This window comes from Desulfonauticus submarinus, assembly GCF_900104045.1.
Lineage (GTDB): Bacteria > Desulfobacterota > Desulfovibrionia > Desulfovibrionales > Desulfonatronovibrionaceae > Desulfonauticus > Desulfonauticus submarinus.
This window is the reverse complement of sequence record NZ_FNIN01000015.1, coordinates 18,201-42,444: the sequence shown is the minus strand read 5'-3', so window position 1 is coordinate 42,444 and position 24,244 is coordinate 18,201. Positions and strand designations below refer to the sequence as shown.

Annotated in this window: 19 protein-coding genes and 1 tRNA gene; 11 read left to right on the top strand and 9 right to left on the bottom strand. The window is 31.8% G+C overall.

The features are described 5' to 3' along the window. Positions 1-103 precede the first annotated feature (103 nt). Positions 104-1,636: a sensor domain-containing diguanylate cyclase gene (locus tag BLP60_RS09585; RefSeq protein WP_159427727.1), complete on the bottom strand. Its 1,533-nt coding sequence runs from the start codon at positions 1,634-1,636 to the stop codon at positions 104-106. A gap of 427 nt (positions 1,637-2,063) precedes the next feature. Here BLP60_RS09585 and BLP60_RS09580 point away from each other — a divergent pair, with 427 nt between their 5' ends. From BLP60_RS09580 to lon, 7 genes are all read left to right on the top strand, one after another. After that, positions 2,064-2,270 (top strand): AbrB/MazE/SpoVT family DNA-binding domain-containing protein, encoded by a 207-nt coding sequence (locus BLP60_RS09580; protein WP_092066393.1) that lies wholly within the window; start codon positions 2,064-2,066, stop codon positions 2,268-2,270. After that, a complete protein-coding gene (locus BLP60_RS09575) occupies positions 2,267-2,650 on the top strand; it encodes a type II toxin-antitoxin system VapC family toxin (protein ID WP_092066391.1) in 384 nt (127 codons plus the stop codon). The genes BLP60_RS09580 and BLP60_RS09575 overlap by 4 nt, the downstream gene beginning before the upstream one ends. A 186-nt stretch (positions 2,651-2,836) precedes the next feature. Then, positions 2,837-2,920: transfer RNA gene (locus BLP60_RS09570), tRNA-Leu, on the top strand. 25 nt (positions 2,921-2,945) lie between these two features. Further along, entirely contained in the window at positions 2,946-4,292 is a 1,347-nt protein-coding gene (gene tig, locus BLP60_RS09565; protein WP_092066389.1) for a trigger factor, read from the top strand. Positions 4,293-4,427: 135 nt separating this feature from the next. Next, positions 4,428-5,024, top strand: a complete 597-nt coding sequence (gene clpP, locus BLP60_RS09560; protein ID WP_092066387.1) for an ATP-dependent Clp endopeptidase proteolytic subunit ClpP — start codon at positions 4,428-4,430, stop codon at positions 5,022-5,024. A gap of 12 nt (positions 5,025-5,036) precedes the next feature. Beyond that, on the top strand, positions 5,037-6,290 hold the full coding sequence (clpX, locus tag BLP60_RS09555; RefSeq protein ID WP_092066385.1) for an ATP-dependent Clp protease ATP-binding subunit ClpX: 1,254 nt from the start codon (positions 5,037-5,039) through the stop codon (positions 6,288-6,290). 30 nt (positions 6,291-6,320) lie between these two features. Then, entirely contained in the window at positions 6,321-8,759 is a 2,439-nt protein-coding gene (gene lon, locus BLP60_RS09550) for an endopeptidase La (protein WP_092066383.1), read from the top strand. 62 nt (positions 8,760-8,821) lie between these two features. Here lon and BLP60_RS09545 read toward each other — a convergent pair whose 3' ends face one another. The 3 genes from BLP60_RS09545 to BLP60_RS09535 form a co-directional block, all read right to left on the bottom strand. Next, positions 8,822-9,655 carry a transposase gene (locus BLP60_RS09545; RefSeq protein WP_092066381.1) on the bottom strand — a complete coding sequence of 278 codons (834 nt, stop codon included), beginning with the start codon at positions 9,653-9,655 and terminating at the stop codon, positions 8,822-8,824. A gap of 14 nt (positions 9,656-9,669) precedes the next feature. Beyond that, on the bottom strand, positions 9,670-11,904 hold the full coding sequence (gene topA / locus BLP60_RS09540; RefSeq protein ID WP_092066379.1) for a type I DNA topoisomerase: 2,235 nt from the start codon (positions 11,902-11,904) through the stop codon (positions 9,670-9,672). 99 nt (positions 11,905-12,003) lie between these two features. After that, positions 12,004-12,393, bottom strand: a complete 390-nt coding sequence (locus BLP60_RS09535; RefSeq protein ID WP_092066377.1) for a Ros/MucR family transcriptional regulator — start codon at positions 12,391-12,393, stop codon at positions 12,004-12,006. Between the two features lie 514 nt (positions 12,394-12,907). On the opposite strand from BLP60_RS09535, the gene BLP60_RS09530 reads away from it, so the two are divergent. Then, the gene (locus tag BLP60_RS09530) at positions 12,908-13,426 is read left to right on the top strand and encodes a hypothetical protein (protein WP_092066375.1); all 519 of its coding nucleotides are present in this window, start codon (positions 12,908-12,910) and stop codon (positions 13,424-13,426) included. A 77-nt stretch (positions 13,427-13,503) separates the two neighbouring features. Here BLP60_RS09530 and pruA read toward each other — a convergent pair whose 3' ends face one another. Both pruA and BLP60_RS09520 read right to left on the bottom strand, forming a co-directional pair. Continuing rightward, positions 13,504-16,515 (bottom strand): L-glutamate gamma-semialdehyde dehydrogenase, encoded by a 3,012-nt coding sequence (gene pruA / locus BLP60_RS09525; RefSeq protein WP_092066373.1) that lies wholly within the window; start codon positions 16,513-16,515, stop codon positions 13,504-13,506. A gap of 1 nt (position 16,516) precedes the next feature. Then, positions 16,517-17,017, bottom strand: a complete 501-nt coding sequence (locus BLP60_RS09520) for an Lrp/AsnC family transcriptional regulator (RefSeq protein WP_092066371.1) — start codon at positions 17,015-17,017, stop codon at positions 16,517-16,519. 318 nt (positions 17,018-17,335) lie between these two features. Between BLP60_RS09520 and BLP60_RS09515 the strand changes: the two genes are divergently transcribed. Genes BLP60_RS09515 through BLP60_RS09505 form a run of 3 tightly spaced genes read left to right on the top strand, consistent with a single transcriptional unit; the run spans position 17,336 to position 20,786 of the window. Next, entirely contained in the window at positions 17,336-17,812 is a 477-nt protein-coding gene (locus tag BLP60_RS09515; RefSeq protein ID WP_092066369.1) for a hypothetical protein, read from the top strand. A gap of 15 nt (positions 17,813-17,827) precedes the next feature. Continuing rightward, positions 17,828-20,275 (top strand): UvrD-helicase domain-containing protein, encoded by a 2,448-nt coding sequence (locus BLP60_RS09510; protein ID WP_092066367.1) that lies wholly within the window; start codon positions 17,828-17,830, stop codon positions 20,273-20,275. Then, positions 20,268-20,786: a hypothetical protein gene (locus tag BLP60_RS09505; RefSeq protein ID WP_092066365.1), complete on the top strand. Its 519-nt coding sequence runs from the start codon at positions 20,268-20,270 to the stop codon at positions 20,784-20,786. The genes BLP60_RS09510 and BLP60_RS09505 overlap by 8 nt, the downstream gene beginning before the upstream one ends. On the opposite strand, the gene nadB is transcribed toward BLP60_RS09505, so the two are convergent. The 3 genes from nadB to nadC are packed head-to-tail and all read right to left on the bottom strand — an operon-like array spanning position 20,783 to position 24,220. Further along, positions 20,783-22,354: an L-aspartate oxidase gene (nadB, locus tag BLP60_RS09500; protein ID WP_092066363.1), complete on the bottom strand. Its 1,572-nt coding sequence runs from the start codon at positions 22,352-22,354 to the stop codon at positions 20,783-20,785. The genes BLP60_RS09505 and nadB overlap by 4 nt on opposite strands. Then, on the bottom strand, positions 22,354-23,361 hold the full coding sequence (gene nadA, locus BLP60_RS09495; protein ID WP_092066361.1) for a quinolinate synthase NadA: 1,008 nt from the start codon (positions 23,359-23,361) through the stop codon (positions 22,354-22,356). Before nadA ends, nadB begins: the two co-directional genes overlap by 1 nt. After that, complete coding sequence (gene nadC / locus BLP60_RS09490) at positions 23,354-24,220, bottom strand: carboxylating nicotinate-nucleotide diphosphorylase (protein ID WP_092066359.1); 867 nt, start codon at positions 24,218-24,220, stop codon at positions 23,354-23,356. Before nadC ends, nadA begins: the two co-directional genes overlap by 8 nt. Positions 24,221-24,244: the final 24 nt, after the last annotated feature.

Here is a 24,244-nt window from a genome sequence, read left to right as displayed (position 1 = left end):
GCGCCAATGATACTGCCCTATTTAAAGGGTGGGAAAGTAGGTCGATCCCAGAACGGTCTTCTCTTCTATATCCCACATAAATCAATCCTAACTCTGATTAAAATTAATAAACTATTACATCTCGCCCTCTTCTTTTAGCAACGTATAATTTATCATCAACCTCTTTTAAGAGTTCTTCTATGCTTTTATTAGAATTGTATTCTGCAATGCCAATACTTATTGTTATTTTTTTATTTATTTTAAATTTATGGCTTGCAACTGCTGTTTTGAGCCTAGTTGCAATTACTTGAGCCTCTTCCATAGATGTCTCAGGGCATAAAATCATAAATTCTTCTCCACCCCATCTACTAATGGTGTCGGTAATGCGAAAAATTTTTTTAGTAATGTTAGCAATATCTTGTAAAACAGCATCTCCTGCTTGATGACCATAAGAGTCATTTATTTGTTTGAACCAGTCTATATCAAACATAATAATAGAGAATACCTTACCATATCTAGTAAATCTATTTTTTTCATTTTCCAATTCCTCAATTATTTTCCGTCGATTGAATAGCTTAGTTAACTGGTCAGTTATTGACATCATTGCAAGTTGGTTATTGGCTTTTTGTAATGCTTTATTTTTATTATATAATTCACTCCTTGTAAGCTGTTCTATATATGACGCAATTGCCCCTATTTCATTTTTAGGATATTTAGGAATTTTATTGGATAAATTATGTCCTTTTACAACCATTTCAACGTCTTTTTTTAGATTTAATAATGGCAATACAATTTTTTTACTTAATGATCTACTATATAGCCATCCTAATAATATAGATATAAAGCTTATACTAATAATAATGACTAATATTTTGTTTATTATTGGACTAGTAATTTCGCTCATATTAACAGTAGTGATTACAACCCATCCTACTGCATCTATACGGTTAAAATAGGCAAGTTTTTTTGAATTATTATAAGTATACGTAAATGTACCTGACTTATTTTTATTAAAATCAATTGATATATGAAAAATATCAAAAATTTTTTTACCAAAAAAATTTTTGTTTTTATAAGCTATAAAACTTCCATCAAGTTTAATAATATAGCTGAACAATGTATTTAAATTCTTGTCCTTTGCGTTTAGTATATGTAAAATTCGGTCAAGAGAATAGTCTACAGCTATGACTCCAGAAATTTTATTTTGATCATCTACCAAGACTTTACTTACAGAAATTAACCATTCTTTACTTTTCATTTCTTGATATAAGACTCCATCAGATATTTTAGGATTAGACTTAATCGCAGCTTGGTACCATGGACGAGTAGTAGGATCGAAATTAATAGGTGGTATATAGTTATTTATAACTAGTGATTTATTTTTATATCCTGAATAGATATAATTAATGCTTTTATCTATTTCAGATAATGTTTTGTATAATCTCAAAACATCTTTTTTAGCACTTTCATCTAAGGTTAATAAATTCCTAACCTTTTTATTTTTACTTAAAAATTTAACAGAATTATAGATTTTTATAAATTCACCTTCTATAAAATATTTTAGGGATAGGTTTTTGTATTTCAAAATAGTATTTATGTTTTCTATGCGAGAGTAATAAAAAATAATAGAAAATGATATTGAAAATATCATTATCATGAATATAGCATATAATATGCTATATTTAAATAGTTCTTTTTTTAATGTTCTATTGTTTTTCATTTTTTTACTAAAGTAAATAATTGGTTTATGAAAAATTTTATATCCATAATTTATTATATTTAGAAACTATTAAGTTGTTTTCTTAGTATAGTTTTTTAGATATTTTTTTTGCTCTTAAATTATAAGTTTTATTTTTACAATTTCTTTTTTATTGAAAATTTGGTTTGAGATTATATTTTAAGGTAATTCCTAAATTTATTCCATAGCTGTTTTATCTAAATTGTCAAAATAAGAAAAAAGAGATGGATTGTGTTAAGTAATTACTTAAAATTTATATAGCTCGCCTTTAAAATATTAAATTAATTTGACAATTTTTATCGTTCGAACTAAAGTTTTACAAAATATCTATCGATGGAGATTTAGTATGCAAATTATAACAGTGTCTCCTAAATATCAAATTGTTATACCAAAAACAATTAGAGAATCTCTGCGTCTTCATCCTGGCCAAAAAATGTATATTGTGGAATATGAAGGCAGGATTGAACTTATTCCTGAGCGAGATATAAAAGAGCTTCGCGGATTTCTTAAAGGAATAAATACTGAATTTAAGCGTGAGGAAGATAGGGTATGAATAACAACATTGTGGATTCTTCAGGTTGGTTAGCTTATTTTGCCGATGAACCAAATGCAAAACATTTTTATGAACCTTTAAGTAATTTTAATTCACTTATTGTTCCAACCATAACAATATATGAGGTTTTTAAGGTAGTATGTCGGGAAGCAAGTGAAACTAAAGCTCTACAGGCAATTGTGGCTATGGGAAAAGGAAAGATTGTGGATTTAACACCCTCTATAGCAATTGCTGCGGCGAAAATAAGCCTAAAATATCAAATACCAATGGCTGATAGTATTATTATCGCAACGGCAGAAGAATATAATGCTACTATATGGACTCAAGATTCAGATTTTAAAAATATAAATAACGTGGAATATTTTCCTAAGAATATGTAAAATGTTAATTATTTAGGACAACACTATTTTTTGTTCTTAGGTTGAAAAATTCATTTTTAATTGGATAAAATTTTTTTAGGTTTAGTTAAAAATGATTTAATATTTTTAATTTTAGGAAAAAGAATAACATTTAACATTTGGTTGACAAGACCTAGGTAAGAAGATTAAATCTTATTTTTCCTTTTTGCGAGAGTGGCGGAATTGGTAGACGCACTGGACTTAGGATCCAGCGGCTTGTCCGTGGGGGTTCGAGTCCCCCCTCTCGCACCATTATTTTAAGGAGGTTATTTTTATTATGGAATATCAAGTGGAACAGGTATCCCCTGTTAAACGCAAAATTAATGTTCAAGTACCTAAGGAAGAAGTAGAAGCTGCTCTTTCTGCGACAATTGCTCTTTATAGAAGAGATGTAGATTTGAAAGGTTTTAGAAAAGGTAAAGTTCCTGCTTCAGTTATTGAGAATCGTTTTAGGAAACAAATTTATAACGAAGCTCAGACTGATTTAATTAATTTACATATAAATGAAATTTTAAATGAATTAAAAATTACCCCTATTTCACGAATAGATGTAGATGCTAGTGAATTAAAAAAAGGAGAAGAGTATTCTTATTCCTTTAGCTTTGAAGTGGCTCCTGAATTTGAATTGCCAGAATATAGAGGGTTGGAAGTTGAAGAAGAAGAGGTGGTAGTTAAGGAAGAAGAAGTTGAAGCAGTAATTGAAAGGCTTAGAAATAGAATGGCAGAGTTTGTAGTGGTAGAGGAAAATAGAAATCCTCAGCCTGGGGATGCAGTAGTGATAGATTTTAAGGCATTTGATGGAGAAGAGCCTATAGAAGGAATTGCTGCGAGTAATTTTCAGTTAGTTTTAGGAGAAGGGCAGGCATTAGAAGATTTTGAGAAAATTATTTATGGTTTGAAAGCAGGAGAGAGTGGGTCTGGAGATGTAAAATTACCAGATGATTTTATTAATAAAGATTTGGCAGGCAAAACTATTAAGATGGAAGTGACTTTGCACGCAGTAAAAGAGAAAAAATTGCCTGCTTTAGATGATGGTTTTGCTCGTAAGGTGGGTAATTTTAAGAATCTTAAAGAGTTACGGGATTCGATTTTTAAATCCTATGAGGCTACGCGTAAAGAATTAAGTAAAAGCGTAGCTCAGAAAAAGCTTTTAGATGACTTAAAAAGCAAAGTAGAATTTGACTTACCTCCTTCCTTGGTTGAATTTCATCTTGAGCAAAAGATCAAAGAATATATAGATAAATTGGAGAGACAAGGTAAAAATCTTGAATCCACAGGTAAGACTATAGAGGATTTGAAAAAAGAGTTTAGAGAAGAAGCTGAAGAAATTACAAAGTCAGAGATTTTTCTTTTAGCTGTGGCTCAACAAGAGGGGTTAAAGGTTGATTATAGTGAAGTTGATGCAGAATTACAAAAAATAGCTACCTATAGTGGACAGTCTTTTGAAGCGATTAAAGAGTTTTATGAAAAAAATAATTTGTTAGTTGCTTTAAAGGATAAAATTTTGGCAGATAAGGCCATGGAGTTAATTTATTCTGAAGCTAAGGTAAAGAAAGTACCTCCTCAAGATAAGGAGCAGGAGGCAGATGAATCTTCTACAGATAAAGATAAAGAAAATAAATAAAGAAGATTAGGGCCGCTTTTTAAAGCGGCCCTAGTTTTATCTCCTTCCCCTTATATTTTCTTTCAAAAAACTCTAGTCAGGGATTTAAAAAAAGTTTATCTTACTAAATATTAAATTAGTTAAAAGGAGAAAGTTATGTCTTATTCCATTCCGATGGTTATAGAAACCACTGGAAGAGGCGAGAGAGCTTATGATATTTTTTCTAGATTATTACGCGACAGAATTATTTTATTAGGAACACCTATTGATGATCATGTCGCTAATCTTATTTGTGCAGAGTTATTGTTTTTAGAATCTGATAATCCTGAAAAAGAAATTAACTTTTATATTAATTCCCCAGGAGGTTCTGTTACCGCTGGCTTGGCTATTTATGATACTATGCAATATATTTCTGCACCTGTGGCCACTGTTTGTATCGGACAAGCAGCTAGTATGGCTGCATTGCTTTTAGCTGCTGGAGAAAAAGGGATGCGTTATGCTTTGCCTCATAGTAGAATACTTATTCACCAACCTATGGGGGGATTTCAAGGACAAGCTACTGATATTGATATCCAAGCTAAAGAGATTATCCGCTTAAAGAGTATTTTAAATGAAATTTTGTCTAAACATACGGGTAAAGATATTAAAAAGGTAGAAAAAGACACTGAAAGAGATTATTTTATGGGAGCTAAAGAAGCTTTATCCTATGGGATTATAGATAAAGTTTTAACGTCACGAGAAGATATAAAATAAGGAGAATTTTTTATGGGTAAGAAACCTTCCACTTATTTAAAAGATATAAAGTGTTCTTTTTGTGGAAAGAATCAAGATGAAGTGGATAGATTGATTGCAGGACCAAATGTTTATATTTGTAATGAGTGTGTAGCATTGTGTGAGGAAATTATTTCCCAAGAAGAAGAACCTACTCAGGTAGCACAAGAAGAATTACTTCCACCAGCAGAAATAAAAAAAGCTTTAGATGCCTATGTTATAGGACAGGAGCAGGCAAAAAAAGTATTGTCAGTAGCTGTGTATAACCATTATAAAAGAATTTATTATAAAGATTTTAAAGTAACTAAAGATGATGTAGAACTAGATAAATCCAATATTTTGTTAATTGGGCCAACAGGCTCTGGCAAAACTTTATTGGCCAAAACATTAGCTAAAATATTAAGAGTGCCATTTGCTATAGCAGATGCTACTACTCTTACTGAGGCTGGATATGTTGGAGAAGATGTAGAAAATATTTTAGTTCAATTAGTTCAAAATGCTGATTATGATCTTGAAGCTGCTTCAAAAGGAATTATTTATATAGATGAGATAGATAAAATAGGACGTAAAGGAGATAATCCTTCTATTACCAGAGATGTTTCTGGAGAAGGGGTGCAACAAGCACTTTTAAAAATTATAGAAGGAACTGTTGCTAATATCCCCCCCAAGGGTGGTCGTAAACATCCTCAGCAAGAATTTTTAAAAATAGATACTTCTAATATTCTGTTTATTATGGGAGGAGCTTTTATTGGATTGGAAAAAATTGTTCAACAGAGAATTGCTGGCAGTGCTTTGGGGTTTGGCGCAAAGATTGTACGAAAAGAATATGACGCCAATGAGCTTTTATCTCAAGTAGTTCCAGAAGACTTAATTCATTTTGGTTTAATCCCAGAATTTATAGGTAGGATACCAGTGATAACAGCTTTAAGAGAGCTTACAGAAGAGGATTTAGTTAGAATCTTAATAGAGCCTCGTAACTCTCTTACTAAACAATATCAGAAGTTGTTTGAATTAGATAATGTAAAATTAAGATTTACAAGGAATGCGCTTAAGGCAATAGCTAAAAGAGCTCATGCTAATAAAACTGGTGCTAGAGGACTTCGTAGTGTAATGGAAAGTATTATGTTAGATATTATGTATAAGTTACCCTCTATGCAAAGAGTAAAAGAATGCTTAGTTAATAAAGCTGTAGTAGAGAATAATTTAGAACCAATTGTAATATATGACCAAGAAAGTAAAAGTGCTTAAATAAAAAAACGATAGAGAGGTATAAGGCTTATGAATAAGGATAGCCTTTTGTATTTTGCTCCAGATGAAGAGATATTGCCTGTGATGTCCCTTAGAGAAGTGGTAATGTTTCCTAAAGCGATAATACCACTTTTTGTGGGACGTAAGCAGTCAGTTAAAGCGATAGAAGCTGCTTTGAACGATTTTGATAAAAGAATTTTTTTGGTGACTCAAAAAAATCCAGAGGTTGAAGAGCCAAGTTTAGATGATATTTATGAGGTTGGATGTGTAGCCAGAGTGCTGCAAATGTTTAAATTGCCAGATGGAACTCGTAAGGTTCTTTTTGAAGGTATTTATAGAGCTAAAATAGATAAACAAAGTTTTTCAAAAGAAGAATTTTATAAATCTAGAGTATTTAGTTTTCCAGATAGTGATTATGATGAAAAAAAAGCTGAGACTTTTATTCGATTAGTGCAAGAAGCTTTGGAAGAGTTTTCTAAGTTAAATCCAAAAATGGCTAAGGAATCTTTGTTAACATTAGCTAATATAAAGGACCCTTCTTTTTTGGCTGATGGAATATTACCCCATTTAAGTAATGTTAAATTCCAAGAAAAACAACAAGTTTTAGAAATAGCTGATCCTTTAGTACGTTTAGAAAAGGTTTATGGGTATTTAATGGGGGAAATAGAGATTATAGCTTTGGAGCAAAAAATAAAAGAACGAGTTAAAAAACAAATGGAGCAAAATCAGAGAGAGTATTATCTTTCTGAGCAGCTAAAGGCTATCCATAAAGAGATGGGAAGAGATGTTGATCCCAAGGCAGAGCTGGATAAACTAGAGACAAGAGTAAAAGAAAAAAATATGCCAGAAGAGGCAAAAGAAAGAGCTTTTGAAGAGATTAAGAAATTACGTATTACGCCTACAAATTCAGCTGAATATACCGTTAGCTATAATTATATAGATTGGATTTTGTCTTTACCTTGGAATGAGATTAAAGAAATAAATATAGATTTAAAAGAAGCCGCTAAAATTTTAGATAATGATCATTATGGATTAGAGAAACCAAAAGAAAGAATTTTAGAGTATTTAGCAGTGCAAAATTTAGTGGATAAAATTAGAGGACCTATTTTGTGTTTAGTAGGTCCTCCTGGAGTGGGAAAAACTTCTTTAGCTAAATCTGTTGCAAGGGCCATGAAAAGGGAGTTCGTGCGTCTTTCTTTAGGGGGAGTTAGAGATGAGGCAGAGATTAGAGGTCATAGGCGTACTTATGTAGGGGCCTTACCAGGTAAGATCATTCAAAGTTTAAAAAAAGTAAAATATAATAATCCTGTTTTTTGTTTGGATGAAGTTGATAAAATGAGTACAGATTTTAGAGGAGATCCTTCTGCTGCTTTGCTTGAGGTGCTAGATCCAGAACAAAATTACGCCTTTAATGACCATTATTTGGATTTAGATTATGATTTATCTAATGTTTTTTTTATAACTACTGCTAACAGCCTTCATACTATTCCTCTTCCTTTGCAAGATAGAATGGAAATAATAAAACTGCCTGGTTATCTTGAGACAGAAAAGAAAAAGATAGCAAAATATTTTTTATTGCCAAAACAGTTGAAGATGCATGGACTAGATAAAAAACAAATAAAATTTTCTGATGGAGCTATAGAAAAAGTTATTAGAGAATATACAAGAGAAGCTGGGGTTAGAAACTTGGAAAGGGAAATTGCTTCTATTTGTAGAAAGGTTGCTAAAAAAATTGTAGAAGATAAAATAGAGCAAGTTCAGATTACTAAAGTTAATTTATCTTCTTATCTTGGAGTACCTAAAGTACGCCATAGTGAAAAAGAAGAAGAGCCTTTAGTTGGTGTAACAAATGGTTTGGCTTGGACAGAAATGGGAGGGGAGATATTGTTGGTTGAAGTTACTATTATGCCTGGTACTGGAAAATTAGAGATTACTGGCAAGCTTGGAGAGGTGATGCAAGAAAGTGCCAAGGCCGCATTTAGTTATGTCCGATCTCGTTCAGAGGTGTTTGGTTTAAAACCAGATTTTTATAAAGAAATAGATGTGCATATTCATGTGCCAGAAGGAGCAACTCCAAAGGATGGTCCATCTGCAGGAATAACTTTAGCCACTAGTTTGGTTTCTGCATTGCTTAATATTCCTGTCCGAAATGATCTTGCTATGACAGGAGAGATTACTTTAAGGGGAAGAGTACTTCCGATTGGAGGATTAAGAGAAAAATTGTTGGCTGCTAAGCGCTCCGCAATTGAAAAGGTTATTATTCCTTTAGATAATGTAAGGGATTTAGATGAAGTGCCAGAAGAAATTTTAAAAGGCCTTAAACTTATAAAAGTTAAACATATGGATGAAGTTTTGCCAGAAGCCTTGTTAGGCGTAAATAAAGATTCTATTTTTTGTGGACAACATAATCATATTTCTTTGACTCAAAAGCTGTTGAAAGCAGAATTTAGATCTTCTGCTCAACAATAAAATTTTTTTACTTATAGATAGGGAGACTGACTTTTAAAATAAAAAGGAAAATAATGGTATTTTTATTGTTTCTCTATAAAGGATGCTAGGTATTTTAGTAGTCTGAGAAAGAAGTCTTTTTGTTTGTAATTATATCTAAACTCTAATTCCTTGAAGTAAAGAAGAAAGTTTAGTTCACTGGTCGTTCTGAAACTATGTAAACGTCTTTTAGCAAAAGGCCAGAAATTTTTATTACCATCTAAGGCAATATATCGCCCTTGATGCTTTAAATTATATGTAGTTGTAATTTTATGATCATAAACTAATAAGCTTAAATATTGTCTTACAGGTGCAGTATAGATTATTTGACCAATTTTTTTACTTGGAAGTTTAAAATTTAATTTTAGGTGAACAAAACTTTCTAAATCTAAGTCTGGCAAAAAATCTATGAATACGTGTTTTTCTTGTTCTATTAAGCCAAATACTGGTGGATTTTGAATTCTAGCTTTCTTTTTAGAGGGAAAGGAATATAGATTAAAATGCTTGATAAGAGAAGATCCATCTAAAGAATTGGCTAAGATAGCTAGTCTAATAGAAGTTAGGGCTTTTCGTATAGTATTATAACTCAGGCCCAGTTGATGAGCTATTTCATCAGGCCTTGTTTCCATCTCAAAAAGCTTTACTATTCTTAACCAGTCATCTGGCTTAATTCTGACTATATTAAAATAACGAGCAGTAAAATCTGTAAAAATGGTATTACAACGTAGGCACTTTCTTTTTTGAGAAGAAAGTTTTTTAAATTTTCTGCTTTTGCAACTTGGACAAAAACGTTGGTAATTGGGCCAACAAAGTTTAGCAATAAAGTTTGCAGCTTTTTTTGGGGAATAGACTAATCGTTCATATTCTTTTAATAGCATTATGCTAAATGATTTTATTCAATTTTTTCCCAATATCTACATCCTTTTACAGGACAGGCCAGATATTCTCCTCTAGCTTTACTTTCCTTTTTTACCAAGATGGAGAATCCACATTTAGGGCATTTTTGGGCTACAGGATAGTTCCAAACAGCAAACTTACATTTAGGATAATTAGAACAAGCATAAAAGATTTTTCCTTTTTTAGTACTTCTTTCTACTAACTCTCCATCACAACCTTGTTCTGGACAAGGTACTTTAGTGGAATAACTGGCAGTATAGTTACATTTAGGATAATTAGAACAGGCTAAAAATCTAGCCCCTGTTCTTGCTTTTTTTTCTACTACAGGGTTACCACATTTTGGACATTTACCTACAATTTTAGGAGGTTGTTCTTCTGGTTTTATTAGAACGATTTCTCCATTTTCAGTGCGTTTAAAATTAGAAGTGTTTTTACATTTAGGATAATTAGAACAGGCTAGAAATGGGCCATTTTTCCCAAACTTGACTAGCATAGGATTCCCACATTTACTGCATTTAATTTCAGTTTGTTCTCCATTTTTTAAGGAGCGCATTTCTTTTTGAGCTGCTTCTAACGTTGGATAAAATTCTTTGGCAAATTCCCTTAATACTTCTTGCCAGTCCTTTTCTCCTATAGCGATTTTATCCAGTTCTTCTTCCATTTTTGCTGTAAAATTGACATCTAATAGTTTAGGAAAATGTTGTATAAGAAGATCGCATACAGACATTCCAAGTTCTGTGGGAATAAGCTGTTTTTCTTCTAATAATGCATATTTTCTAGCAAGAAGAGTAGATATAATCGTAGCATAAGTAGAAGGACGCCCTATTCCTAGTTCTTCCATTTTTTTTACTAGAGTTGCTTCACTGTACCTAGCCGGGGGTTGGGTAAATTTTTGTTTTATATCCAATTTTTCTAAGTTAAAGTTTGTACCTTCTGTAAGATTAGGTAAAAGGTTTTCTTTAATTTTACCAGGAGAATAAATTTTTAAAAAACCAGGAAATGCGATCTGCTCACCTTTTGTTTGCCATAATGTTTTACCTGCTTGGATATGAAAAATTGTAGCTAAAATTGTAGCTGATGTCATTTGTGAAGCAATGAATCTTTCCCAAATTAGTTTATAGAGTTTAAATTGATCTGCAGGGAGATAAGCTCGTATTTCTTCAGGAGTTAGAGTTGGGTCTACAGGTCGAATAGCTTCATGAGCATCTTGGGCAGTAGATTTGGTTTTATATTTTTTTGCCTTAGGAGGACAATACTTAGAGCCTAAGGTCTTTTTTATCCATTCTCTAGCCAATTTTTGAGCTTCTGGAGCAATGCGCACAGAGTCTGTACGCATATAGGTTATAAGTGCAATGGTTCCCTTTTCTCCTAGGTCCACTCCTTCGTATAGACGTTGAGCAATGCTCATTGTTCGAGACGCAGAAAAGTTAAATCGGATATTTGCCTCTTGTTGAAGCGTAGATGTAATAAAAGGTGGTTTAGGGTTTCTTTTTTGTTGTTTTTGTTCTATTTTATGTAATATAAACTGCTGCTTTGCTAAATAATCTTTTAATTCAGATGCTTGTTTTTCATTGGTTATTTTAGCCTTTTTATTACTTATTTTGACGAGGTCTGCTTGTAATTCATATTCACTTTTTTTTAGTAAAGCCTTAAATACCCAATATTCTTGTGGTTGAAAACTATAACGTTCTTTTTCTCTTTCTACTAATAAACGTAAAGCCACAGATTGAACTCTACCAGCAGAAAGACCTCGTTGGACTTTTTTCCAAAGTAAAGGTGAAATTTTATATCCTACTAAACGATCTAAAATGCGTCTTGCTTGTTGAGAATTGAATAATTTTTCATCTAATGATCTAGGGTTATTTAAAGCTTCTAAAACAGCTCTTTTGGTTATTTCATTAAATTGGATACGTAAAAAGTTAGAGTTTTTTTGTTTAATAACTTCAGCAATATGCCAGGCAATAGCTTCACCTTCTCTATCTGGATCAGGGGCTAAATAAATATTTCCCACTTTAGCTGCTATTTTTTGGAGCTTATTAACGACCTTTTCTTTGCCAGGGATAATGACATAGGTAGGTAAAAATTCTTCACCTTCTGTCACTCCTAATTCTTTGGTAGGTAAATCTCTGATATGTCCTAAGGATGCTTCAATTTTATAACCTTTGCCAAGGAATTTTTTAATGGTTTTTACTTTTGCTGGGGATTCTACAATAATTAAATGTGTTGCCATAATGATTTGGGGATATATCCATAGGATAGAGTCTTGGCAAGAAAAAATAATAAAGGGACTCTTTAAAGAGTCCCTTTATTATTTTAATATCAATTAAAACTAATTCTTTTTTCTTTTTTCCCACAATTTCATAGATTCCATTTTTTTACGTCTTTCTCTAGCTAAGCTTTTACATACTAAAGAAACGTTCTTTTTATATCCCCATTTTTCTTTGTATTCTTGAGGAGTTAATCCATGAGATGCTAAATGTTTTTTTGTTAAAACTTTAAAGCTCTTACCGCATTCTAAGCAAATGATACTTTTTTCTCTAATTGCTTTTTTAGGTTCTACAGCAGGTTTTTGCTCTACCTCTGTGTCTGTTCCTTCACTTACTTTTTTGATACCTTCAGCCACTCTTTGAACCATAGAAGTGATTTCTTCTTCTGTCATGGTTCTAACAGAAGCTTGGGCTTTCACAATTTCTAAAGCTTGTTTTACATATTCTTCCATTCTTTCCCTCCTTATTATTATATGATAGATGAATGTGCTAAGTAAAGTATTCTAGATATTTATATTGCTTTGTCAATAGCATATTAAAAAAATATGGATTGATAGCTTTTCATTAAATCAACACTATTTTTTTATTAAAGCTAATTTTACTAAAGTTAAATAATTATTATAAGTTAGAGAAAAAAAGGTTAAATTAATTGTTCCTAATTTGTTCCTTTTTTTAAAAAAATAAAATAAAAAAAATGGAAATTAAATATAGCATAGTACTCTATAAAGAGTTTTAGGAAAGTGAGGAGTTAAGTTATAATGTTCCATTGGTTTGGATAGGAGAATCTTAATTATTTTTATTGAGAGTGTTGTTTGCCTATGTTACCTAGAAATTTACTTTTCATTTTTCTGGCAGATTTGATTTGTCTTTTATAATTTGGTTAGAGTATATTTGCGCACGAGTTTTTATGTATTTTGGGCAAGAGGATAGAAAATATAAGAAAACTTACTTAAAAGGAGAGTAAAGATGAAAAGAGTTTTTTTATTTTTAGTCGTATCTCTATTTTTAGGAAGTAGTTTAAGTTTTGCTCAAGATTACGATAAAGAAATAAAACGTTTAAAACAAAAAATCATTGAGCTTCAAAATAAAGCCCCGTTTGGAATAGAAAAGATGTTGCCTTGTAAGAAAATATTTAATTTTGGGATGTATGTTCCTACAGAATCTACTAGTTTAAGGAAGGGCGATACTCTATTGATTTATATAGAACCAAAAAATTTTTTTATTTCTTCACGTGATGGAATGTATGAAACTTGGATAACAGAGGACATAAATATTTTAGATGAAAAAGGTAATGTTGTTTTTAAAAAAACTAATATGGTAGAATCACATATTGTTAGCAAATCTCCTATATTTGATATTTTTTTCCAAAATAGTTTGAACTTAGGCGGTGTTCCTGAAGGACATTATAAGTTTAGGGCTATTTTATATGATAAATTAAAAGGTACATCTACATATAAAGATGTAGATTTTTATGTCTCAAAATAAAATTTTTGTGATAAAAGCCCCAAGCACTAATTAGTACTTGGGGCTTAAAGGGGAGGTGAAGATAAAAAATAATTTAATTATTCTATCCAATCATCGTCTTCTTCAATAGGAGCAAAACCTCTTCTCATGGTATTTTCTGTTACGCATCTAGGATCCATAAATTGGAGAAGGTAATCTGGGCCCCCTGCCTTAGAACCAACTCCAGACATTTTAAATCCTCCAAAAGGCTGTCTTTCTACTAAAGCACCTGTAATGCCTCGGTTAAGGTAGAGATTTCCAACCCTAAATTCTTTTCGTGCTCTCTCTAAATGTCGTGGGCTTCTGGAGAATATTCCACCTGTAAGAGCAAATCTAGTGGAATTTGCCCATTCTATTGCTTGATCTAGATTTTTTACTTTCATAATAGCGAGCACAGGCCCAAATATTTCTTCCTGAGCTAGTCTATGTTCTGGGGTAATATTTTCTACAATAGTTAGAGGAACGTAATATCCTTTTTCAGGGATATCGTCTCTTATAAGAAGAATGTTTCCTTCTTTTTTAGCCAGTTCTACATATTCTGATATTTTCTTTTGAGCATTTGCGTCAATAACTGGGCCCATATAATAATGAGGATCTTCTGCAGGCCCAATAGCGATGGATTTGGCTGCTGCTACTAAACGTTTTACAAAGCGATCATAGATGCTTTCCAATACAATTACTCTAGAGCAGGCAGAACATTTTTGGCCTTGAAACCCAAAGGCAGAATAAATGATATGGATTATAGCTTCATCTAAATCTGCATCATCATCTATGATGATAGCGTTTTTACCTCCCATTTCTGCTATGACTTTTTTAACTTGTTCCTGTCCTGTTTGTACTTTTGCGGCTTTTTCTATAATTCTTAAGCCTACCTCCATTGAACCTGTAAAAGCAATTAGACTTATGTCTGGGTGTTCAACTAAGTAATCACCTATTACACTACCTCTACCAGGTACATAATTAAATACGCCTTTGGGGATACCAGCAGCTTCATATATTTTGGCTAAGGTGTATCCTACCACTGCTGAAGTTCCTGCTGGCTTGTACAACACACAGTTGCCAGCTACAAGCGCTGCAGATGTCATTCCACAAGAGATAGCTAGAGGGAAGTTCCAAGGAGCAATTACTGCAGCAATGCCTTTGGGTTGATAAAAAAGATGGTTTAATTCTCCGGGAGCACGTCCCATTTTTCTGGGATTGCCAAGTCTGATCATTTCTCTTGCATAATATTCTAGAAAGTCAATAGCTTCAGATACATCTGCATGGGCTTGATCCCATTGTTTCCCTACTTCCAAAATTTGCCATGCAGAAAGATGATAAATATTTTTACGCGCATAATCAGCTGCTTTAAATAAATATTTGGCTCGTTCCTCAGGGCTCAGATCTCTCCACGCAGGAAAAGCATCTCTAGCCGCGCTAATCGCTTGGTCAATCTCTTTGACAGAGGCTTGACAGATATGGCCTATTACCTCATCTGGGTTGGCTGGATTTACAGAAGTAAGCTTATCTTCAGTTAAAACCTCCTCCCCATTTATAATAAGAGGATAAGTTTTTCCCAACTGTTCTCTTACTTCTTTAATTGCCCGAGGAAAGGCATCTCGTTCGAATTTTTTAGTAAAATCTACAAAGGGATGATTCTCAAATGGAGGGATTTTCCCTTCTTGTGCTTTTTTGAGTTTTTGTTTGCGTTTTTGTTTTTCTTCTTCTGCTAAGATTACAGGATCTTCTAAGAGTCGATCAAGTTCTGCTCCTTCTGCAAAACTCTGGCGTAAGAAGGATTCATTAGCAGTGTTTTCTAATAGCCTTCTTACAAGATAAGCCATTCCTGGAATAAGATCTCCATAAGGAGCATATAATCTTACTCTTTTAGCTACATTCAAAAGGCCTTTGCGAACAGGTTCTGCCATTCCATAAAGTACTTGGAATTCATATCTGTTTTCAGGAACTCCTAATTCCAAGGCTGTTTCTAAAACAGCAGAAATAGTCCGAATGTTGTGAGAACCACACGCAAAATAACATATATCGTGGTTTTCTAAGATTTTTTGAGCTTGACGTTCAAATGCTGCATCACTCTCAGCTTTTATAGTATAAACAGGGATTTCTTGCCCTTTTTGTTTAGCTATTACTGTTTCATAATCCCAATAGGCACCTTTTACGAGACGGATGGCAATATTTATTTTTTCTGCTCTTGCCCAGGAAAGAAGTTCATCCAAGTCTCTATCTGTATCTTTTAGATAAGCCTGCAATACAATTGCCAATTCATTAAAATCCCGAAACTCTGGATCCATTTTTAATCGACGATAAACTTCTAAGGTAATATCTTTAAAGGCATATTGTTCCATATCTATACATAAATGACCATTTAATTCCTTAATTTTTCTAATTATAGGTTTTAGACGTTCCGCAATGGTTTCAACAGTATTTTCAAAGTCAACAGGTTTGGCTTGAGAATATAAGGCAGACGGCTTTATAGAGGCATTTATTTTGGGAGCATATCCCCAGTCTAGGTCATCACCTGTAAATAGACCCTTCCATTTTTTTGCTTCTTTGGCCAAAGCATCTAGAAGATCAAGATAGCTTTGCTGATACTGAAACCCTTCTTCTTCACTTACAGTAGCTTCACCTAAAATATCTACAGTAAAAGCAAAATTATCTTTTCTGAGTTTATTCAAAGTTTTGATAGCTTGTTTAGTGTTTTCACCAATAATAAATTGTTTAGCCATTGACTCTAAATTGGATCTAATTGTTTTGGCCAAAAGTTTCCCAGCTAATCCCTTGCCAAAACCTGCAGCTCCCTTAGCTCCCCATTTTAAAACAGCTGGTAGATCATGTTCGTCTCCTGTAAAATATTCTTCAATATGTCTAGTTAAGGATTCGGTAGTATCTAAATAGGGGAGTACATCTACAAATCTAAACAACTGGACTTTAAAATTTTCATTTTGCATTGCCCAATCCATAACTTTGCCAGTCCACCAACTTTTATTAAAGACAGAGGGCGCCTCTCCTCGGATACTGGTAAAAAATTCTTTACCTCGTTCTTTGATTTTTGCATTTAAATTTGCTTTGTCCATCCTAATCCTCCTTATTATTGTTCCGTTTTCGTTTATTTTTTTTCTCTTTTACTTGAGAAAGATCAACTCTGAGAGTTTCTAAGATTTCTTGTAAAACTAATGTGGTCCTAGTGTCTTTTACTCCTTCAATTTGACCGAATTTTTTTAAAAGATTAGTAAGAGAATCTGTATGAGCTACTCTTGCCTTAATTAAATAATTAAATTCTCCAGCAATATAATAAACTTCTTGTACTTCTTCTATTTGCGCCAATTGATAACCTATAGTTGTTGAGCCAACAGAATCTTCTGTCTTAACTAAAATGAATACAGTTAAAACTAAGCCTAATTTTTTTGGATTTAATCGTACTTCATATTTTTCTATAATTCCATTTTTTTCAAGCTTTCTAATTCTTTCTAAGATCCCAGATGGAGCCATGTTAAGCTGCCTAGCAATCTCAGCATTAGAAATCTTACCATTTTTTTGGAGTAAATTCAGTATTTTTTTGTCTATTTCGTCTATCATTCTAGAAACCCTCTTTTTTTCTGTAGTTAATTCAAAAAAATGCTGAAAGTCAAGAATAAAATAAAAATAGTTTTTATAAGGTAAAAAGTTGAAGGTAGTTTTATTTTGAGATGAGTATTGGGTTATGGAGAATAACTAATATTGGCGAGACAATGATAAGCAAGTTTGTCCTAAATTAAGAGAGATATTATAGAAAAATAGGTGATATATAATTCCTGAAACTAGTTGTTTTTTAGAAAGAATTTTGGCAGAAAAAATAAGTAGAGGCTATAGCTTGGTTTATTTTTAAGAATTGTTAGAAGTTAATAAGGAGTTTGGATGAATTTATTTCAATGGTTAAAGAGATTTTGGATATTGGAGTTGATGGTCATTTTTTTGTTAAGTATGATTTTTGGCCTTATAAGAGGATTGTTTTGTTTTTTTCCTGGTATAGGAGGAATGATAGCAGGAAGTATAGAGGGGTGGATTAGCGGTAAGGTATCTAAAGTGAGTGAGATTAATCTGATAAATTTCGGACAGAGGTTAAAATTTTTGGCTTTGGCTGTAGGTATATATTGTATAGTAAGTGTCTATATAAGTGGTTTTTTTAGATCTGGACCTGATGCTACAATTGGAAACTGGCTTTTAAGCATATTAGATGGGTATAAACAGGAGCCTTTTATTGGTGTGTCTCGATATAGTGCTCAAGTAGTTGAAGGAGGTCTTAAAGGTCCTTGGTGGTTGTTTTTTATTTTTTTAGATGGAATATGTTTTGCGTTTTTATTTTTGATTTCTTATGGTATTGCAGAAGATTAATTTTTTAGAGAAAAAATGGATAATATATTTGAAGAATTGAATTTTCCGTTTGTCTTAAAGTTGAGAGCTTCTGCTGGAGCAGGAAAAACCTATCAATTAATGATTGCTTATTTATGGCTTCTGTCAAAGCAGAAACGCGTTTCTTTGGATTCCTTAAAATCTATTGTTGCTCTTACTTTCACTAACCAAGCTACTTTTGAGATGAAACATAGGATTTTGCAAGGACTAAAAGATATTGTTTTGGAGAATGATAAAGGGAAAGCTCTAGTTAAGGTCACAGGCCTTATTCCTTCTCAAGCTAAAAAATGGTTGGATCTAATTTTAGATCGTTATTTTTGCTTTCAAGTAAAAACTCTTGATAGTTTTTTATTTAATCTTTTTCGCTTGCTTTCTTTGGAACTAGGATTTCCTCCTACTTTAAAGCCTGAATTTAATGAAGAATTTGTTTTAAATCAACTAATAGATAGGTTGTGGCGTATTTCGTTGCAAGATGATAATATTCAACAAGTGGTGTCTTCTTTAGTTGATGTTTTTTTAGAGATAGAACAAGTGCATGGATTTAATATAGAAAACAAATTAAAATCACGCCTTAGAGAAGTATTTTTTGAGCTATATAAAATTAAAAAAGACATTAATTTAAATTTTGATGTTGATAGTTTAAAATATCAAGAAAAAAGAATAAAAGAACTTGGTAATAAAATACTTAATTGGGTTGATGAAGTTGGACTAGAATTCAAATATTCTTGGCGGAAGGCTTTTTTAGATCCTATTGGATATTTTAATAGTGATAAATCATCTTTTTTAAATAAAGAAAGTATAAAAGAAATGTGTCGTGCAAATAAAAATAAAGATGTTTTAGATTTTTCTAAAATAGATAAATATTTTTTTAGATTTAAAAAAGAATTAGATACATATTTTTACTTAAAAGCAGATTTAAAAGTAAAACCATATATCCAAATTTGTTCTATTTTGAAAGATTTTTTGGCAGATTATTCCAGAGAAGAAGGAATAGTTTTACCAAATGATTGGATGTATTTATTAGAACAAAAGATAAAAGAACTAGATATTCCAACAATTTTTGCATTTTTAGGAGAGAGATGGAAACATTTTTTAATTGATGAATTTCAAGATACTAGTAATATTCAGTGGAATATTTTAAAGTTTTTTATTCAGAATAGTTTGGCAGAAGGAGGAAGTGTCTTTTTAGTAGGAGATCAAAAACAATCTATTTATATGTGGAGAGATGCTGATCCAGAGTTATTTTTAAATTGTCATAGAGAGTTACCAAATGCAGATTTTCATGAAGACACTTTAAAATATAATTGGCGTTCTTCACCATATATTATTGATTTCAATAATAAAGTATTTTCTTTTTTTTCTTCGGCCACAAATGAGATAGCTAGTATCTTTAAATTAGAAAATAATCGATTTCAAAGTAAATTGAAAGATTATTTTTCTTCTTTAGAACAATCTGTATGTGAAAAAAATAAAAATCTTAAAGGAAAGGTAAAGAGGTTTTTTAAGCAAGAAGACTGGGAACAAGATTTTTTAAGATTATTAAATAATATTTTAGAGAATAACGAGTTAAGTGATATTGCTATTTTAGTGCGTTCAAACGAACAGGCAAAAGAGATATCATCTCTTTTATTGGCAGCAAATATTCCTGTTATTTCTGAAAATAATTTAGTTTTGGAAGCTTCTTTTGTAATTAAGGGGTTAATAAATTTTTTACGCTTTGTAGATGATCCTATGGATGATGAGAAGGTTTTATCTTTTTGTTTAACTCCTATTTGTCCGTTGGAAAATGAATTTATTCTAAAAAATTATAGAGAGCTTGAGAAAGGTTTATTGTGGGACTGGTTAAAAAAACAGGATTTAGAAGAGGTAGCTTTCTTGAAATATTGTGTTCAAAAAAGTGCTTTTTTATCTGTATATGAGTTGATTCTAGAGATTGTTAAAGAGTATAGTTTAAAAACAAAATTCCCAGATCATTTGGCTTTTTTGAATAGGTTTTTAGAGCTAATTATTTCTTTACCAAAAACAAAAGTTTTGAATATTTGTATGTTTTTAAAAGAGTGGCAGATCATAAAAGAGAAACAAAAACTAGGATGTTCTGAGCATATAGATGCTGTTCGAGTAATGACTATTCACGCAGCTAAGGGATTAGAATTTGATATAGTTTTCTTACCATTTTTAGATTGGAATATTCCTAGGCTAAATATTTTAGTTTTAGAAGATGGCAGTATTGTAAGAGTTAAAAAACCTTATTCAGCAAATATTGCGTCAAAGTTAGAGCAGGAGAAAGAAAAACATATACTAGAAACTTTAAATTTACTTTACGTAGCCTTTACAAGGGCTAAAAGAGAATTGTATTATTGGGTGGAAGATAGTGATAAACGGAAAAAAAATATCCCTTTTCTTTTAAAAATAATAGAAGAAACAATAGGTTGTAATAATGCTTGATTATTTTTTAGAAGAACAAGAAGATAGTATAGATTCAAAAGAAAAAATGTGGGGTGAATTATATCATTTGGTATTTTACTTCTTGTCTAATTTTAAATCTGTTAAAAAAGATATAGAAATAGCAGTAAAGCAAGCTGTGGCAATTTATGAGATGACAGATTATCTTCTTTATTTGGAGGATAAAAACATTTCATGGTTAGAGGACACGCTAACTTTTTTTGTTTATAATTTTTTAACTTTACCCTTAATAAAGCAGTTTTTAAAATTTGATCTTCATTTAAATGAAGTTGAATTAATAGATAGGCAAGGTAAAATTTATAGAATTGATAGGATATTATTTAGTAAGGAACAAGTAGTTGTCTTTGATTTTAAATTAAAATTTGATGAAATTTATAAACCAAAATATGAGTCTCAAGTGAGAAAGTATATTTCTCTTTTATCTGGAATAGGTTATAATAATATAATTGGATATCTTGCTTATATTAAAGATGGCAGGATTGATAAAGTTTAGGTTACATAATGACATCCAATGCTTTTTTTATTTTTTAGAGCAGAAGTGGTGACAATATATGCACTTTGACATGCATGGTAAAGTTTGATCAAGTCTGAATTTAAAACTGTTTGACTATAGAAATCGTGTATTCTTTTATTTAAAATTCTTAAATCTTCAAATGCTCTCTTAAGTCTTGCTTTTGTTCTAATGATGCCTACATAGTTCCACATAGTATGTTTTATGTTAGCCCAATCTTGATTAATTAAAGCAGGATCTGGAAATTCAGGGTTTTTAGGATATTGCCATGATGGGATTGAGTTTAAAAGATTAGATTTTATTTTTTTAGAGCGATTAAAGTCTTTTTTTATTTTTTGTCCGATTCTATATCCCCATACCAAGGCTTCTAAAAGAGAAGTACTTGCCAAGCGGTTAGCTCCGTGTACACCAGTACAACTACATTCCCCTCCTGCAAATAATCTAGGAAGGGTTGTTTGCCCATTTTGGTCTACTAAGATTCCTCCGCAAAAGTAATGGGCTGCAGGTACTACTGGAATGAGACGTGTTTTTTCAATAGGGATATTCATTTTTTTACAGGTTTTATAGATTGTAGGGAATCTTTGAGAGAAGTTTTTAACCTTTTCAATATTTAAGAATACGTGTTCAGATTTAGATGAGATCATCTCTTCTACAATTGCTCTTGCTACAATATCTCTTGGCGCTAGATCTTTTTGGTGATGGTATTTATTCATAAAAGGTTCGAGTTTCTGGTTGACCAGAAAAGCTCCTTCTCCTCTTACAGCTTCGGAAATAAGAAATTTTCTTTCTCCAAGGTGGAAGAGAGAAGTGGGATGAAACTGAATATATTCTGCATTTAATATTCTACATCCTGCTCTATAGGCCATAGATAAACCTGATCCAATACTATTTAAAGTATTAGTTGAATGTAAATAAATTTGCCCAAGACCTCCAGTGGCTAGAACAGTATAGTGGGATAATATGGTTTTAACTTGACCACTATTTTTTTGAAGTACGTATGCGCCTAAGCATTGGTTCTTTAAATGATATCTAAATTCTAATTTAGTACTATGGTGATGGCTTGTAATGAGGTCTATTGCTTGGTGGTTAGTGAGTATAGATATATTAGAATATTTTTTTATTTCTTTTATTAGATTGTCCATTATGGCTTTGCCTGTAAAATCTTTACAAAACAAGATCCTAGGGATGGAGTGTCCTCCTTCTTTAGTTAAGCTAAAAGTGTTTTTTTGTTTAGCAAAATCTACTTTTAATTTGTCGATTAGAATTTTTTTGACAATTTCTGGACCCTGAGTAGCTAAAATTTTTACCGCTTTAAGATAATTCTGTTGGCACCCTGCATAGAGAATATCTTTTGCTAATAGTTTAGGAGAATCTTTAGCACTTTTATAAACAATTCCTCCTTGAGCTAAGGAAGAGTTATTTTCTGTGAGTTCTTTGCTATCTGTTAGAATTGTTATAGAGCAGTTTGTTTGGGCTAAGGAAAGAGCGGTGGTCAGCCCTGCTAGACCTGAGCCTATTATAAGTATGTCTGTTATTAATTTTTCTTCCATTATTGACACACTTTAAGCATTGTGGATAGCGCTTTAAATGATAATTTTGCTATATGTTCATCTACTTTAACAGGGGCTAGATTTTTTAAATTTTTTAAAAGATATTCTAAAGTTTTGAGATTGACTTTATTCATGTTGGAACAAAAAGAAGGAAAAAGAGAGAAAATCTCTTTTTGGCCTTTGTATTTTCTAGCCAATCTTTGGACCAAGTTTTCTTCTGTACCAATATATACTTTAGATTTTTTAGGCAAACTATTTACGTATTTTATCAACATAGAAGTAGATCCAGCCATATCGCTTTGTTCCACAACTTGTGGAGAACATTCGGGATGGACAATAACTTTGGCATCTGGATGTGATTTCCTAGCTTTTTCGATATGTTTTACTTTGTACTTAAAGTGTACCGCACATACTCCAGGCCATAAGAATAAAGTTTTATTTTTATCTAGTTGCATGGAATATTTATTTTTTATATTTAAAATAGTTATTTTAGATGGAGGTAGGTTAATTTTTTGGGCAGTATTTAGACCTAGATGTTTATCTGGTAAGAATAAGACCCCATCTGCTTGTTCAAGTGCCCATAAGAGCATTTTTTCGGCATTTGCTGAAGTACAAACACTGCCTCCATATTCTCCACATAGTGCTTTTATGCTGGCAGAGGAATTTACATAGGCTAAAGGAATGACTTTTTTTTCTTCATTTAATAATTCTAGGATTTTTTTTACTTTTTTATATGGGGCTGTATTAGCCATTACACAGCTAGCATTAGGCACAGGAAGAAATACCTTTTGATGTTTTTGAGCAAGAATAACTGCTGTTTCAGCCATAAAGTGAACGCCTGCAAATATAAGGTACTTTGTTTTTAATTCAGGAATTTTTTGAGCTAATTCTAAAGAATCTCCTACTTTATCTGCTAAATCTACTATTTCTTGTTTTTGGTAGTGGTGAGCTAAAATTGTTAAATTATTTTGATATTTTTCTTTTAGGCTAAGTATATAATTATTCATTTAGATCTCCTATTTTTAAACTCAAATCTAAACTAGTTGCAGAGTGAGTGATTTGACCTACAGAAATATAATTAGGTCTTAAATAAGCATACGCTTCAATATTTTGTAGAGTTATATTGCCACTAATTTCTGTTTCAATATGGGATGGGATTAATTGAAGAGCTTTTTGAGCAAGATCAGGAGACATATTGTCCAACATAATTCTATTTACTTTTGACTCCACTGCTTCTTTTACTTGACTGAGAGTAGAACATTCTACCTCTATAGGAGGACAATGGGTAATCTGTGTTCGTAATTTTTGAACAGCTTGTTTAATACTTGGGTAAGCTATAAGATGGTTATCTTTTAGCATAAGCATTTCTTCTAAATTCAAACGATGGTTTTGTCCTCCTCCAACTCTGACAGCATATTTTTCTAATACTCTATGTCCTGGAAGAGTTTTTCTTGTATCTAATAATATTACATTATAAGGAGAGACTTTTTCTACATAATGTGAAGTAAGAGTTGCTATCCCAGACAGATGGGATAAAAAATTTAAAAATATTCGTTCATAGGCTAGAATTTCTTTTACTGGTCCACTTATTTTAACTATTTTGGTTTTAGGAAATATTTTTTGTCCTTCTTTTACTAAAAAGGTTAATTTAAGATCGGATTGGTTTTGTTTTAGAATAAATTGGAGTAAAGGTAGGCCTGCAATAATGCCGGTTTGTTTGGAAATAATATGTGCTACACCCAATTTAGAATTAGAAAAAAGATAGTTTGATGTTAAATCTTGTCCATCTTCAGCAAGAGCAAGCTTGATAAGGGTAAGGAGATGTGTTTTATAATATTTTTCTGGGAAAAATTCTATTTCAGACATGAGAAAGAAAGGTATGTTATCTCT